Origin of the sequence: Streptococcus cristatus (genome assembly GCF_003943515.1) — a bacterium.
GTDB classification, from domain to species: Bacteria; Bacillota; Bacilli; order Lactobacillales; family Streptococcaceae; genus Streptococcus; species Streptococcus cristatus_D.
Genome location: NZ_RJPT01000001.1, coordinates 173,845 through 186,839, shown reverse-complemented (window position 1 = coordinate 186,839; position 12,995 = coordinate 173,845). Strand labels below are relative to the sequence as shown.

The following is a 12,995-nucleotide window of genomic DNA, read 5'->3' as shown; positions in this document are numbered from 1 at the left end:
AGATAGAAACGTGTCTAGAACACAGAAAAGATCGTTGGAGAGTAAATGATTATGGCAACTTACAATCACAAAGAAATCGAGCCCAAGTGGCAGAAATACTGGGCTGAGCACCATACATTCAAGACAGGTACGGACAAAGACAAGCCTAACTTTTATGCGCTGGATATGTTTCCTTATCCATCAGGAGCTGGTCTGCACGTAGGACACCCTGAAGGCTACACGGCGACGGATATCCTCAGCCGCTACAAGCGCGCGCAAGGCTACAATGTCCTTCACCCAATGGGTTGGGATGCCTTTGGTCTGCCAGCCGAGCAGTACGCTATGGATACAGGGAATGACCCGGCTGACTTTACAGCAGAAAACATCGCCAACTTCAAACGCCAAATCAATGCGCTTGGTTTTTCTTACGACTGGGATCGGGAAGTCAACACCACTGATCCTAACTACTACAAGTGGACCCAGTGGATTTTCACCAAGCTCTACGAAAAAGGCTTGGCTTATGAAGCTGAAGTGCCAGTAAACTGGGTTGAAGAGCTGGGAACGGCTATTGCCAATGAGGAAGTCCTGCCAGACGGCACTTCTGAGCGCGGTGGTTATCCAGTCGTCCGCAAGCCTATGCGTCAGTGGATGCTGAAAATCACAGCCTATGCAGAGCGTTTGCTCAATGACTTGGAGGAGCTGGACTGGCCTGAGTCTATCAAGGACATGCAGCGCAACTGGATCGGTAAATCAACCGGTGCCAATGTAACCTTCAAGATTAAGGACACAGACAAAGACTTCACCGTCTTCACGACTCGTCCGGACACTCTTTTTGGTGCGACCTATGCTGTTTTGGCTCCGGAGCATGCTCTCGTCGATGCCATTACAAGTGCAGAGCAAGCCCAAGCAGTAGCAGACTACAAACATGCAGCCAGCCTCAAATCCGACCTGGCTCGGACTGATTTGGCTAAGGAGAAGACCGGTGTCTGGACAGGAGCTTATGCCATCAATCCTGTCAATGGCAAGGAAATCCCAATCTGGATTGCCGACTATGTGCTTGCAAGCTACGGAACTGGTGCCATCATGGCTGTTCCTGCACACGACGAGCGCGACTGGGAGTTTGCTAAGCAGTTTAACTTGGAAATTATTCCGGTTCTAGAGGGTGGCAATGTTGCTGAGGCTGCTTACACAGAAGATGGTCTGCATATTAACTCTGGTTTCCTAGATGGTTTGGACAAGGCTGCCGCTATTGACAAGATGGTTGCTTGGCTGGAAGCAGAAGGTGTCGGAAATGAAAAAGTCACTTATCGTCTGCGCGACTGGCTCTTTAGCCGTCAGCGCTACTGGGGCGAGCCGATTCCAATCATTCATTGGGAAGATGGCACTTCAACGGCTGTCCCTGAAAATGAACTACCACTCGTCCTGCCTGTAACCAAGGATATCCGTCCTTCTGGTACTGGTGAAAGCCCTCTGGCCAATCTGACTGACTGGCTGGAAGTGACTCGCGAAGACGGTGTCAAAGGTCGTCGTGAAACAAACACCATGCCTCAATGGGCAGGTTCTAGCTGGTATTACCTGCGTTACATTGACCCTCACAACAATGAGAAATTAGCAGACGAAGAGCTGCTCAAGGCTTGGCTGCCAGTTGATATTTACATCGGTGGCGCGGAGCATGCCGTGCTCCACCTCCTCTACGCTCGCTTCTGGCATAAATTCCTTTATGATCTTGGAGTGGTTCCGACCAAAGAACCTTTCCAAAAACTCTTTAACCAAGGAATGATCTTGGGGACTAGCTACCGTGACCACCGCGGTGCTCTAGTAGCGACAGACAAGGTGGAAAAACGCGATGGTTCTTTCTTCAACATCGAAACGGGTGAAGAACTGGAGCAGGCGCCTGCCAAGATGTCTAAGTCTCTGAAGAATGTGGTCAACCCAGACGATGTGGTGGAGCAATACGGTGCCGATACCCTTCGTGTCTATGAAATGTTCATGGGACCGTTGGATGCATCCATCGCTTGGAGCGAGGAAGGTCTGGAAGGCAGCCGCAAGTTCCTAGATCGGGTCTATCGTCTCCTTAACTCTAAGGAGCTGGTCACTGAAAATAGCGGAGCATTGGACAAGGTATACAACGAAACAGTCAAGGCTGTCACAGACCAGATTGAAGAGCTCAAGTTTAACACAGCTATTGCTCAACTCATGATCTTTGTCAATGCTGCTAACAAGGAAGAAAAGCTCTATGTCGAATATGCCAAAGGCTTTATCCAATTGCTGGCGCCTTTTGCACCGCACTTGGCTGAAGAACTCTGGCAGGCAGTTGCCCAAACAGACGAGAGCATCTCCTATGTAGCTTGGCCAACTTATGACGAAAGTAAACTGGTCGAAGCAGAGGTCGAAATCGTAGTTCAAATCAAGGGTAAAGTTCGTGCTAAGCTAGTCGTAGCCAAAGACCTGAGCTGTGAGGAACTGCAAGAAATCGCTCTGGCAGATGAGAAAATTAAATCTGAAATTGCCGGCAAAGAAATCGTCAAAGTCATTAGCGTGCCGAATAAATTAGTTAATATCGTGGTGAAATAATCAGTTTGCTACAGCATTATAGTGATGATAAAGAAAGGAGTCATTCAAAACGGCTCCTTTTTTCAGTGACTTTCTTCTCTTAAATCGTCGGACTTTTCTCATTTTCCTACTTTCACTTGCTATCCTCATTCTCTTTATTTATAATGATTATAAATAAAAAGAAAAGAGAAAAGTTTCAGAATGGAAGAACATAAGATTGACAAAAATTTTAGTGGACGCCTGAATATTTTGCGGGCTGGGGTTTTGGGGGCCAACGACGGTATTATTTCTATCGCAGGGGTGGTCATCGGGGTGGCCAGTGCGACGGAAGATGTTTGGATTATCTTTCTATCTGGTCTGGCTGCTGTCTTTGCCGGTGCCTTTTCTATGGCAGGCGGGGAGTACGTATCCGTCTCCACTCAGAAGGACACTGAGGAGGCTGCAGTGGCTAGAGAGCGAGAACTCTTGGAAAAGAATCCCGATATTGCTAGACAGTCCCTCTACGCCTCCTACGTCCAAAATGGTGAGTGCGAGACTTCTGCCCAACTCTTGACCAATCGCGCCTTCTTGCAGGATCCGCTCAAGGCCTTGGTAGAGGAAAAGTACGGCATTGAGGTCGAAGAGTTCACCAATCCTTGGCACGCAGCCATATCCAGCTTTCTAGCCTTTGCCATAGGTGCAATTTTCCCTATGCTGACCATCGTTCTGCTTCCGGCTGCCTATAGGATTCCAGCGACCGTCCTTGTTGTAGCTCTTTCCCTCTTGGGAACCGGCTATACCAGCGCAAAATTAGGACAGGCACCCATTAAAAATGCCATGATCCGTAACCTCACTATCGGACTTTTGACCATGACTGTCACCTATCTCCTAGGCCAATTCTTCTCAATTTAAAAGAAGAACTATTCAGGCCAGCATAATAAAAAAGATTGAAAAGAAATAATTTCTCTTCAATCTTTTTTGTTATAAACTTAGATTAGTTTTGGCCAAGAGCAGCTGCCATTGTTGCTGCAACTTCTGATTCGAAGTCGTTAGCTGCTTTTTCAATACCTTCACCAACTTCAAAGCGAACAAACTCAACTACTGAAGCATTCACTGATTCAAGGTAAGCTTCAACTGTCTTGCTGTCATCCATGATGTACACTTGTGCAAGAAGTGTGTAAGCTTGGTCAACTTTAGTGTTGTCAAGCAAGAATCGATCCATTTTACCTGGGATGATCTTGTCCCAGATTTTTTCTGGTTTGCCTTCAGCAGCCAACTCAGCTTTGATGTCAGCTTCAGCTTGTGCAATCACTTCGTCAGTCAACTGAGCTTTAGAACCATACTTCAAGTGTGGAAGTGCTGGCTTATCAACCATAGCGCGGCTTTCATTGTCTTGATCAATAGCATGGTTCAATTGTGCCAATTCATCTTTAACAAATTGCTCATCCAATTCTTTGTATGAAAGAACAGTTGGTTTCATCGCAGCAATGTGCATAGAAATTTGTTTCGCAAGAGCGTCATCGCCACCGTCAATCACTGAAACAACACCAATACGGCCACCGTTGTGTTGGTAAGCACCGAAGTGTTGAGCATCAGTCTTTTCAACCAAAGCAAAACGACGGAATGAGATTTTTTCTCCGATAGTTGCAGTTGCAGATACGTATGCAGCTTCAAGAGTTTCACCTGAAGGCATTGTCAATGCAAATGCTTCTTCGTTATTAGCTGGCTTGCCTTCTGCAATAACTTTTGCAGTAGCATTTACCAATTCAACGAATTGAGCGTTTTTCGCAACAAAGTCAGTTTCAGCGTTGACTTCAACGATAGCTGCAACGTTACCATCCACGTAAACGCCTGTCAAACCTTCAGCGGCAACACGGTCAGCCTTCTTAGCTGCTTTTGCCATACCTTTTTCGCGAAGCAATTCAATCGCTTTTTCGATGTCACCATCAGTTTCAACCAATGCTTTCTTAGCGTCCATGACACCAGCACCAGATTTTTCACGCAATTCTTTTACAAGCTTAGCTGTAATTTCTGCCATTTTTCTTCTCCTATGTTTACTATTTTTAAATAAAGGGGCCGGGCTGAGCCCCGCCCCTTTAGGTTAATTGACTTATGAAAATTATGCGTTGTCGCCTTCTACAACTTCAACGATTTCTTCGATTGAGTCTGCTTGAGTTTCAGTTGCAGCAAATTCTGCTTCAACAGTCGCTACAGCGTCCTCACCTTGACGACCTTCGATAACAGCATCAGCCATTTTCGCAGTGATCAATTTAACGGCACGGATAGCGTCGTCGTTAGCAGGGATAATCACATCGATATCGTCTGGATCAGTGTTTGTGTCAACCATCGCAACTACTGGAATACCAAGTTTCTTAGCTTCCTTAACAGCGATTTGCTCTTTATGAGGGTCAACGATGTACATTACATCTGGGATGCGAGGCATATCTTCGATACCACCCAAGAATTTTTCAAGACGAGCACGTTGTTTGTTCAAAAGTGCTACTTCTTTCTTAGGAAGAACTTCGAAGATTCCTTCTTCTTCCATACGTTTGATTTCTTTCAAACGAGCAACACGTTTTTGGATAGTTGTCCAGTTTGTAAGAGTTCCACCCAACCAACGGTGGTTGATGTAGTATTGACCAGCACGTTCTGCTTCTTCTTTTACAGCTTCAGCAGCTTGCTTTTTAGTACCAACAAACAAGATAACTGCATCGTTTGCAGCTGCATCACGCATGAAGTCATAAGCTTGATCTGCGTATTTTACAGTTTGTTGAAGGTCGATAACGTGGATACCGTTACGCTCAGTGAAGATGTACTTAGCCATCTTAGGGTTCCAGCGACGAGTTTGGTGACCAAAGTGAACACCAGCCTCAAGAAGTTGTTTCATTGAAATTACTGCCATGAGTAAATTCTCCTTTTTGTTTTTTTCCTCTCTTAGATTTCAGCTCGCAGAGCTACCAATCGGCAACGGCTCCACAATTCATCTAAAATGAGTATTTCTGCCGTTTAAACGGCATCTACTATCATATCAAATTTTCTAGCTTTTGACAAGTCTTTGGCCACTATTTTCTCGCTTTGATTCAGCCCATCTGCTAGCATCCTTCAAGAAATTCTCACTTAAGTCAGGTCAGCCTCTTGACGAATAGGCTGTTTTACGATAGAATAGTAAGAGTTGTGGCGGTATAGCCAAGTGGTAAGGCACGGCTCTGCAAAAGCTTGATCGTCGGTTCAAATCCGTCTACCGCCTTTTTTATCGGTTTAAATCCGACTTTATACTAACCAAAAGCCTGAAAAATCAGGCTTTTTTGTTCGCCTTTCTTACATCATTGGTCAAGTTTAATGAATTGTAATGATACCAGAATGACCAGCTTTTATCTAAAATCTCAGAGCTGCTAACAAAAAAGAGCGGAAAGTGCTTTCCGGCTCCTTTTAGTGCATTCCAAAATTATAATTCAGCAATTTGGCTGAGGTTGACTTCTGCAACCGTGTCATTTCCAAACATAGAGATAATCATCTTGACTTTATTATTGTCAATTTCCGTGATTTTACCAGTATAGTTAGCAAAGGCACCGTCAATGATGCGAACTGTATCGCCCACCTTGACATCCAAGTCAAATTCTTGAACCGTTTGTCCCATAGAAATCAGAATGCTGCGGATTTCTTCTTCCAAGAGCGGAGTTGGTTTCGAACGGTTTCCGTGTGAACCCACAAATCCAGTTACGTTTGGTGTATTCCGCACGACAAACCAAGCTTCGTCCGTCATGACCATCTCAACCAATACATAACCTGGGAAGCGGTTTTCTTCGACTTCCTTGCTCTTGCCGTTTTTCTCGACTTGTACGGTCTGAGTCGGAATTTCCACGCGCAGGATATTTTCCAGCATATTATAGGTCTGGGCACGTTGCAAGAGATTTTCCTTTACCTTATTTTCATAGCCTGAGTAGGTTTGCAGTACAAACCAGCCTTTATCAAAACTGTCCATGTTTTGTCCTTTCCTAAATAAAAAAGCCTAGGGCTTCTGCTTGATATCTAGCCTTATTATACCATAAAATCTAAAATTACAAAGCATTTTGGTAAATATTTTACAGACAAATGAGAGTGAGACAGAAATCGGTAATTCGTTAGAATTCGATTTCGTCGTCCCACCTCCGCACAGTTGAGTAGGGCTGTAAAAGCTGATGAAATCAGCGTAATAGAGCCCACTCAACCACTGCGTCTTGCTCGACAATCCAAAGACAATTGAGAGGCTAGGACTTTTGTCCCAGCCTCATCTTTCTTATGAAAACATGTTGATTATGCGGAAGAGACCGCTGGCAACTACCTTATCAAAAATATAGATGACAACAGCAAAGAATGCTGTGTATTCCATTACGGAAAGGAAATCAGTCCATCTTTCTTTACGGGTAGGCCAAGTTGTATCTCGTAGCAAAACGAAAACATCTTTAATGAATTTCACAACTATCTCCTATCTGGTTTCTTTATGCAGCGTATATTTACTGCAGTGTTTACAATATTTATTCACTTCTAGACGCGTAGGTTTTGGAGTGCTACTAAGTTTGATTGAGTAGTTTCGTGACCCACAAACTGTACACGCTAGACTCGCTTTTTTTAATGCCATGACGCCTCCATTCCCCTTATTATAGCAGTTTTCTACTTCTTTGACAAGCCGTTTAGACGATTAATGGAACCACCCAGTAATGGTATCCCATAGATTTTTGGCTTTTTCAGTAATTCCAGACTCATCGATAGCTTTCTTGGCATCATCTACCAGGTTTTGCGCCCGCTCCTGGACATCTTTCAGGAAGTCTTTATTTTCGCTAGTCGTATTCGTTTGACCAGTACCGTAGGTATCGACTGGGGAAATTCCATTTTCAGCATAAGCATTTTTCTGACCCGAGAAGGACGTTCCTTCTGTATAAGGCAGGATGGTGTTGGCTACATTGCGGAAAATAGCCGAAGCTTCATTGGCACTTGTACCAGTCAGATAGTGAGTTTCATCCGTCTTAGGGAAGCCCAGCCATTGGCTGATAACCACATCTGGTGTGTAGCCGATGACCCACTGGTCTCCTGACAAATCAGGGTTAAAGTCAGTCTCTGTCGTTCCTGTCTTTCCAGCCATTGTATAACCATAAGGAGCCGCATAAACTCCCGTTCCGTTTGAGAAAGTTCCCAGCATCATACTAGTCATCTTTTCTGTGGTTGAGCGATTGAGAACGCGGGTAGAAGTCTGCCGGTGGGTTTTGACAACCTGACCACTAGCATTTTCTATCTTGGTGATAAGATGGGCATCATTCATAACTCCATCATTCGCAAAGACTGAATAGGCTTGAGCCATCTGAAGTGGATTGGTCGTCACGCCGCTTCCTAGAGCCACACCTAGATTTTGTTCCACCTTGTCCATATTAAGACCAAACTTTTTGCCGTATTCAAAGGCCTTGTTCACGCCTAATTCATCCACTGTTGAAACCGCGGGAATATTGAGGGATTCAGCCAAGGCTTGATACATTGGAACCGTCGGTGAACTTTGGATATTGCCGTAGTTATTAACCTTATAGTCACCAAAAACGGTCCGACTATTATCTAGTTCCTTATCCGTTGACCAGCCGGCTGCTATAGCTGGGCTGTAGGCCACCAAAGGCTTGATGGTTGAGCCTGGACTACGAGCAGACTGAGTCGCGTAGTTGAAAGTCCGAAAAGCAGAGCCATCAGCACTGTTGACACGACCAACCAGAGCCCGAACACCACCCGTCTTAGGATCCAGCGCTACGCTTCCTGACTCGGCCCTCGTTCCGTCTTCAGCCTGCGGGAAGAGATCAACATTGCTATAGATGACCTGCATGCTGGCTTGGTAATTTTGATCCAATTCGGTGTAAATCCGATAGCCGTTGTTGACGATTTCTTCTTCCGTCAGACCGTAATCATTGACCGCTTCATTGATAACTGCATCAAAATAAGATGGGTAGCGGTAGTCTTCTGACTTGCCCTCATAGGCATCAACTAGCTGGCCTCCAATGCCAACCGTCGCAGCCTGATCCGCCGTCGCCTGATCAATGTAACCTGCCGCCACCATATTTTGAAGAACGGTGTCACGACGGTTGGTCGCATTCTCAATCGAATACAGGGGATTATATAGTTCTGGTCCTTTGAGCATGCCTGCTAGAACAGCCGACTGATCTAGACTGAGCTGGCTGGCAGATACACCAAAGTATTTCTTGCTGGCATCTTCCACTCCCCAAACGCCATTTCCAAAATAAGAATTATTGAGATACATGGTCAGGATTTCCTGCTTGCTGTATTTTTTGTTAATTTCCAAAGCTAGGAAAAATTCCTTGGCCTTCCGCTCAATGGTCTGATCCTGAGAAAGATAGGCATTTTTGGCCAACTGCTGCGTGATAGTCGAGCCACCACCCGAACGCCCCGCAGTCAAAATGGCTAGAAAGAAGCGACTGTAGTTAATCCCGCCATTCTTATAAAAGGATCGGTCTTCTGTCGCAATCACAGCGTTCTGCAAATCCTGACTAATCGCATCCAATTCGACATAGGTTCCTTTTTGCCCAGACAAGCTGCCCGCTTCATTTCCATCCTTATCATAGATCAAGGTCGTGGCTTTAAGAGCATTCTGCAAGTCTTTGACATTAGTCGTCTTAGCTACATAAAAAAGATAGCCACCAACCACCAGACCAAAGGTCAAGCCGAGAATCAAGAATATCTTGGTCAGATGAAACCGGCGCCAAAAGCGGCGGAAGGGATGCTGAGACAGGGGCTTCTTCCGACTCTTGCCTGAGCGACTGTATCTAGGTTCAGGAGTCTCACCCTCCAGCTCCTCAGCAACCTTCTTCTCAGGATGATCCGTTTTAAACAGATTGACTAATTTTTCAAATATATCATTTAATTTCTTCATAAAACATATTTTATCACCTTATCCATGCAGACACAAGGCACGACTCTGCTACTTTCTACTCCTTTTAGCTTTCTTTAAGGAAATAGCAGGGCTCCTTTCCTCTTTCCAACGAAGCATTTCCAAATGGGCTAGTTTTTGCTACAATGAAAACATGAAATTTACTATTACCATCCCCGCAAGCCTGCCTCCGATGACCGTCAAAGAATTACTAGAAGACCAACTGCTCATTCCTCGCAAGATTCGTCACTTTCTCCGAACCAAGAAACACATTTTGGTCAACGGTGAGTCCATCCATTGGCAAACTTTGGTCAAGCCTGGTGACAGCATTCAACTGACCTTTGACAAAGAGGATTATCCAGAAAAAGAACTCCCCGCTGGCCAGCCTCATCTGGTCGAGGAGCTCTATCAGGACGAGCATCTCATCATCGTCAACAAGCCAAACGGCATGAAAAGTCACGGCAATGAGCCGACAGAAGTCGCTCTGCTCAACCATGTGTCAAGCTATGTCGGACAGACCTGCTATGTCGTCCACCGGCTAGACAAAGAAACCAGCGGCGCCATCCTGTTTGCCAAAAATCCCTTTGTCCTCCCCATTCTCAACCGCCTCTTGGAAAACAAAGAAATCTCCCGTGAATATTGGGCCCTTGCTCAAGGAAAATTTCCCAGCAAAACTATCGTCTATAAAGATAAAATCGGACGCGACCGCCATGACCGAAGGAAACGACTCATTGATCCGAAAAAGGGCCTCTACGCTGAAACTCATGTAACCCGACTCAAGGACTTTGGAAATACGACTCTGGTCAAATGCCAATTAAAAACAGGACGGACTCACCAAATCCGCGTCCATCTCGCCCATCACGGCCATCCCATCGTCGGTGACCCCCTCTACCATCCTCAACCCCAAGGTCGCCTCATGCTCCATGCTCACCGCTTAACATTGACTCATCCATTCACCCTAGAAACCATCAACGTGGAAGCACCGTCAGAGAGTTTTGAAGCAGAAATCAAACGGTACAGAAGCAAGGCTAGAAATCGATAGCTTGCCTGATTGCCGAGTCTCCAAGGCTAGCACTCCAGACACTCAACTAGCTGCAGCCTCTAGAAGAGTCAGATTTTTTACCAAAAAATATAAGTAGCTTCAAAGACGATTCCCTACCGGACATCGTCTTTTTCTTCTCCTCTAATTAGCAACTTAGCACGCCAGATACAAACAAGTATCTACCCGTTCTTTATAGATCATCTACCTTGTGTCAAATTGATTTCCAGTCCATACTTGACTATTAGTTCTTACTGCTACAAGCTCCGACCCGCTTTGAATCATCCTATCTGACCAAAGAATAATCACAAAATCACAAGAAAAAGCTCAGCTAGGCTGAGCTTTTTGATTATTGATTTTTAAAACGTTCTACATCACGCGCAATGACTAACTCTTCATCTGTCGGGATAACCAGAACTCTGACTTTAGCAGCTTCTGTTGAAATATCTCCTGTAGCACCAAAGAAATTCTTCTCTGGATCGACATCGCAGCCAAACCAAGAAATTCCTTCGATAACCATGCGACGGATAGTCACAGAGTTTTCACCGATACCAGCTGTAAAGATAATGGCGTCTGCTCCATTTAAAACAGCTAAATACTGACCAATGTATTTTTGAATGCGATCCACAAAAATTTCATTTGCCAATTGTGCCTTTTCATCACCTGCACGCATAGCTTCGTGAATATCGCGCATATCACTTGATTTCTCAGAAACGCCCAACAGTCCAGATTCACGGTTCAGAATTCGACTGATATCTTCTGGCGTGTTAAAGTCATCTGTATGCTGCATCAAGTATGGAATAATCGCTGGATCGATGTCACCCGTACGTGTTCCCATCATAACTCCACCAAGAGGAGTGAAGCCCATAGAAGTATCCACTGAGCGCCCTTTATCAACTGCCGTGATAGAAGCACCGTTTCCGATGTGGCAAGTGATAAGTTTCAATTCTTCAATCGGTTTACCCAAAAGTTTGGCAGCTTCGTGGGCTACATACTCATGGCTAGTTCCGTGCGCTCCGTATTTACGAACCTTATTTTCAGTGTAATACTTGGTTGGCAATGGATAGCGATAAGCCTTTTCTGGCATAGTTGTGTGGAATGATGTATCAAAAACAGCCACACTGGTAATGTCTGGAAGAAGTTGCCTGAAAGCACGGATACCGTCAGCATTAGCAGGATTGTGTAAAGGAGCTAGCAGAGACAACTCTTCAATCTTTTCCAACACATCGTCAGTCACAAGAGCTGATTCTTTGAAATACTCGCCTCCAGCTACGACACGGTGCCCAACACCTGTGATTTCATCGTAAGATTGAATAATTTCAAACCGTTTCAAATCGTCCAATAAAATTTTCACAGCTTGTGTATGGTCAGCAATATCTAAGGTTTGGCGTTCAGAACGACCATCAAATTTAACCGTAGAGATTGAGTCCTTGAGACCAATCCGCTCAATCAAACCTTTAGCCAGCACCTTTTCTTCTGGCATTGAATAAAGTTGCCATTTTACACTCGAACTTCCAGCATTGATAGAAATAGTTTTTGACATCTCGTCACCTCTTTAAGCGTTTTCAAACTATTATATCAAAAATTTGTTTGAATTTCACTAACTTTGACCCAGTTTTGAAAACTTTCACGAAACTTCAAGATTTCATCCTGACTTTGCAAGTCCTGCAAAGGGTAGATAAACGGCTGAATGTCTGATTCGCCTTGTTTTCTCAGGACAAATATCGTCTTAGCATTCTGTCGGCTCGCGAAAATCTTCTCTGGTAGGGAAATCATTGCCAAGAGCTGGGCACTAGAAAGCAGCCATTTTTTCAGCAGATGACTTTGAGGGCTCGTCAGCAGATTATTTGGCGCGAGAAAGATAGCATAGCCCCCCGGTTTCAAATATTTTAACGATTGCTCCATCAAGAGATGATGGGCGTAAGTATGCTCGTCTGGACTGGCAACCTCATAACGAGCCGCCACGGCATCATCTGGATAATAGCCCACTGGCAAATCGCTGACAATCAAGTCGCTTTCTTTCAGAACCTGAGGCCGCACCGAATCTCCTTGAGCAAAGTGTGCCTTAGAATTCATAACTTCGGCAATGCTGGCAGACAAATCAATCAGCAAATCGTCAATTTCTAGGCCCAGATAATCCATATTCTTTTGCGTGTGGTTGAGCAGAGTCTCCGCCAAATTGCCTGTCCCACTACCGATCTCTAGCAAATCAACTCTCTCGTCTTGGGCCAACTGGTCAATCAAAAAACTCAGCAAAAAGCCGACCGAATCCGGTGTGAACTGGTGATTAGCTTGGAGTGGCTCTGTCTGAGAAGCCTTCATAAAAATAAACTGATAAGCCCGACGCCACTCCTCCTTGGTCAAATGCAAGGCACGGAGTTTCTCATTATTTTTCAGAATTTCTTGTAATTCTGTATCTCCGTCCAGATAAATCCCATTTTGCTCAATCAAGGCATCATAAAAATTAGTCCCCAGCACATTTTGGATATTTTGCACGTTTTCTAAAAGTAGATGAAAAGCTCGTTCTATTTTTTCAAATTTCATGGC

11 protein-coding genes and 1 tRNA gene are annotated in these 12,995 nt (G+C 44.8%); 4 read left to right on the top strand and 8 right to left on the bottom strand.

Annotated elements, in window-relative coordinates; translation table 11 throughout:
• Nucleotides 1-51: 51 nt before the first annotated feature.
• Together leuS and D8791_RS00950 are read left to right on the top strand one after the other, a co-directional pair.
• Nucleotides 52-2,553 carry a leucine--tRNA ligase gene (gene leuS, locus D8791_RS00955; protein ID WP_125445956.1) on the top strand — a complete coding sequence of 834 codons (2,502 nt, stop codon included), beginning with the start codon at nucleotides 52-54 and terminating at the stop codon, nucleotides 2,551-2,553.
• A gap of 180 nt (nucleotides 2,554-2,733) precedes the next feature.
• Nucleotides 2,734-3,423, top strand: a complete 690-nt coding sequence (locus tag D8791_RS00950; protein WP_125445955.1) for a VIT1/CCC1 transporter family protein — start codon at nucleotides 2,734-2,736, stop codon at nucleotides 3,421-3,423.
• A gap of 82 nt (nucleotides 3,424-3,505) precedes the next feature.
• On the opposite strand, the gene tsf is transcribed toward D8791_RS00950, so the two are convergent.
• Together tsf and rpsB are read right to left on the bottom strand one after the other, a co-directional pair.
• A complete protein-coding gene (tsf, locus tag D8791_RS00945; RefSeq protein ID WP_005591546.1) occupies nucleotides 3,506-4,549 on the bottom strand; it encodes a translation elongation factor Ts in 1,044 nt (347 codons plus the stop codon).
• Between the two features lie 81 nt (nucleotides 4,550-4,630).
• On the bottom strand, nucleotides 4,631-5,413 hold the full coding sequence (rpsB, locus tag D8791_RS00940) for a 30S ribosomal protein S2 (protein ID WP_015605907.1): 783 nt from the start codon (nucleotides 5,411-5,413) through the stop codon (nucleotides 4,631-4,633).
• Between the two features lie 274 nt (nucleotides 5,414-5,687).
• On the opposite strand from rpsB, the gene D8791_RS00935 reads away from it, so the two are divergent.
• Nucleotides 5,688-5,758: transfer RNA gene (locus D8791_RS00935), tRNA-Cys, on the top strand.
• A 198-nt stretch (nucleotides 5,759-5,956) separates the two neighbouring features.
• Here D8791_RS00935 and nusG read toward each other — a convergent pair.
• The 4 genes from nusG to pbp2a all read right to left on the bottom strand — a co-directional run bounded on the left by nusG (nucleotide 5,957) and on the right by pbp2a (nucleotide 9,412).
• A complete protein-coding gene (gene nusG, locus D8791_RS00930) occupies nucleotides 5,957-6,493 on the bottom strand; it encodes a transcription termination/antitermination protein NusG (protein WP_005591544.1) in 537 nt (178 codons plus the stop codon).
• Between the two features lie 294 nt (nucleotides 6,494-6,787).
• Nucleotides 6,788-6,967 carry a preprotein translocase subunit SecE gene (secE, locus tag D8791_RS00920; RefSeq protein WP_005592084.1) on the bottom strand — a complete coding sequence of 60 codons (180 nt, stop codon included), beginning with the start codon at nucleotides 6,965-6,967 and terminating at the stop codon, nucleotides 6,788-6,790.
• Nucleotides 6,968-6,976: 9 nt separating this feature from the next.
• Entirely contained in the window at nucleotides 6,977-7,129 is a 153-nt protein-coding gene (gene rpmG, locus D8791_RS00915; protein WP_015605910.1) for a 50S ribosomal protein L33, read from the bottom strand.
• A gap of 60 nt (nucleotides 7,130-7,189) precedes the next feature.
• The gene (gene pbp2a, locus D8791_RS00910) at nucleotides 7,190-9,412 is read right to left on the bottom strand and encodes a penicillin-binding protein PBP2A (protein WP_125445954.1); all 2,223 of its coding nucleotides are present in this window, start codon (nucleotides 9,410-9,412) and stop codon (nucleotides 7,190-7,192) included.
• 151 nt (nucleotides 9,413-9,563) lie between these two features.
• Here pbp2a and D8791_RS00905 point away from each other — a divergent pair, with 151 nt between their 5' ends.
• Nucleotides 9,564-10,451, top strand: coding sequence for an RluA family pseudouridine synthase (locus tag D8791_RS00905; RefSeq protein ID WP_125445953.1), 888 nt, complete (start codon nucleotides 9,564-9,566; stop codon nucleotides 10,449-10,451).
• Nucleotides 10,452-10,797: 346 nt separating this feature from the next.
• On the opposite strand, the gene D8791_RS00900 is transcribed toward D8791_RS00905, so the two are convergent.
• Nucleotides 10,798-11,991 (bottom strand): acetate kinase, encoded by a 1,194-nt coding sequence (locus D8791_RS00900; RefSeq protein WP_061910225.1) that lies wholly within the window; start codon nucleotides 11,989-11,991, stop codon nucleotides 10,798-10,800.
• A 35-nt stretch (nucleotides 11,992-12,026) separates the two neighbouring features.
• Nucleotides 12,027-12,992 (bottom strand): class I SAM-dependent methyltransferase, encoded by a 966-nt coding sequence (locus D8791_RS00895; RefSeq protein ID WP_125445952.1) that lies wholly within the window; start codon nucleotides 12,990-12,992, stop codon nucleotides 12,027-12,029.
• Nucleotides 12,993-12,995: the final 3 nt, after the last annotated feature.

What these genes read in the sequence shown, in the direction of transcription:
- rpsB (WP_015605907.1), bottom strand. Translation starts at nt 5,413, where the DNA reads ATGGCAGTAATTTCAATGAAACAACTTCTTGAGGCTGGTGTTCACTTT.
- tsf (WP_005591546.1), bottom strand. Translation starts at nt 4,549, where the DNA reads ATGGCAGAAATTACAGCTAAGCTTGTAAAAGAATTGCGTGAAAAATCT.
- D8791_RS00900 (WP_061910225.1), bottom strand. Translation starts at nt 11,991, where the DNA reads ATGTCAAAAACTATTTCTATCAATGCTGGAAGTTCGAGTGTAAAATGG.
- rpmG (WP_015605910.1), bottom strand. Translation starts at nt 7,129, where the DNA reads ATGGCATTAAAAAAAGCGAGTCTAGCGTGTACAGTTTGTGGGTCACGA.
- leuS (WP_125445956.1), top strand. Translation starts at nt 52, where the DNA reads ATGGCAACTTACAATCACAAAGAAATCGAGCCCAAGTGGCAGAAATAC.
- D8791_RS00895 (WP_125445952.1), bottom strand. Translation starts at nt 12,992, where the DNA reads ATGAAATTTGAAAAAATAGAACGAGCTTTTCATCTACTTTTAGAAAAC.
- pbp2a (WP_125445954.1), bottom strand. Translation starts at nt 9,412, where the DNA reads ATGAAGAAATTAAATGATATATTTGAAAAATTAGTCAATCTGTTTAAA.
- D8791_RS00905 (WP_125445953.1), top strand. Translation starts at nt 9,564, where the DNA reads ATGAAATTTACTATTACCATCCCCGCAAGCCTGCCTCCGATGACCGTC.
- nusG (WP_005591544.1), bottom strand. Translation starts at nt 6,493, where the DNA reads ATGGACAGTTTTGATAAAGGCTGGTTTGTACTGCAAACCTACTCAGGC.
- D8791_RS00950 (WP_125445955.1), top strand. Translation starts at nt 2,734, where the DNA reads ATGGAAGAACATAAGATTGACAAAAATTTTAGTGGACGCCTGAATATT.